The following is a 738-nucleotide window of genomic DNA, read 5'->3' as shown; positions in this document are numbered from 1 at the left end:
GAGATCTGACGCAACGACGAAGACATCGCAGCCGCGGCCTCGCCAAGTGTCGAGCCAAACATAGCGAAGGTCACATTCTCCGTTTGGACGCGAACAAGCACCGGCTCCGTTGTATCCGAAACATCGCCCATAACAAATGCTGCGTGAGTTTCGCCATTGATGATGTTCTCGTAAAGTATCGTGTGCCAGGTGCCGTATTCTGACGGCAGATCAGCCGCGGCGACGCGATGTACGAGAGTTTCCTTGGCTGTCCGATACTTAACGAGATCGGCAACGGAAATTATCTTCAGCCCATGCTTTTCCGCAAACGCCCGAAGCTCCGGCATACGTGCCATCGTGCCGTCGTCATTCATTATCTCGCAGATCACCGCTGCGGGCTGCAATCCCGCGATGCGTGCCATGTCAACACTCGCTTCGGTCTGACCGACACGAACCAGAACGCCACCGCGTTTTGCCCTTAGTGGAAATACGTGTCCCGGACGAGCGAGGTCTGCGGCACTCGACTCCGGATCGACGGCCGTAAGTATAGTTTTCGCCCGATCAGCCGCGGAGATGCCAGTCGTCACACCTTCGCGGGCCTCGATCGAGACTGTGAATGCCGTTCCCATGCTCGACGTATTCTCCGCAGTTTGCGGGAACAACTTTAACTCGTCGCAACGCTCTTCTGTCAGCGGCAAACAGATCAGCCCACGGCCATGAACAGCCATGAAATTGATGATCTCCGGGGTTACTTTTTCC

The 738-nt window shown here is 56.0% G+C and carries 1 protein-coding gene; it reads right to left on the bottom strand.

Going from position 1 to position 738, the window contains the following annotated elements:
* The coding region (ribB, locus tag JNK74_28770; GenBank protein MBL7650176.1) for a 3,4-dihydroxy-2-butanone-4-phosphate synthase at positions 1 to 738 on the bottom strand (738 nt) is incomplete at both ends.

It is taken from the genome of Candidatus Hydrogenedentota bacterium (assembly GCA_016791475.1).
Taxonomy (GTDB): domain Bacteria; phylum Hydrogenedentota; class Hydrogenedentia; order Hydrogenedentales; family JAEUWI01; genus JAEUWI01.
The sequence above is the reverse complement of the archived record's forward strand: the minus strand, read 5'-3'. Positions and strand labels throughout refer to the sequence as shown.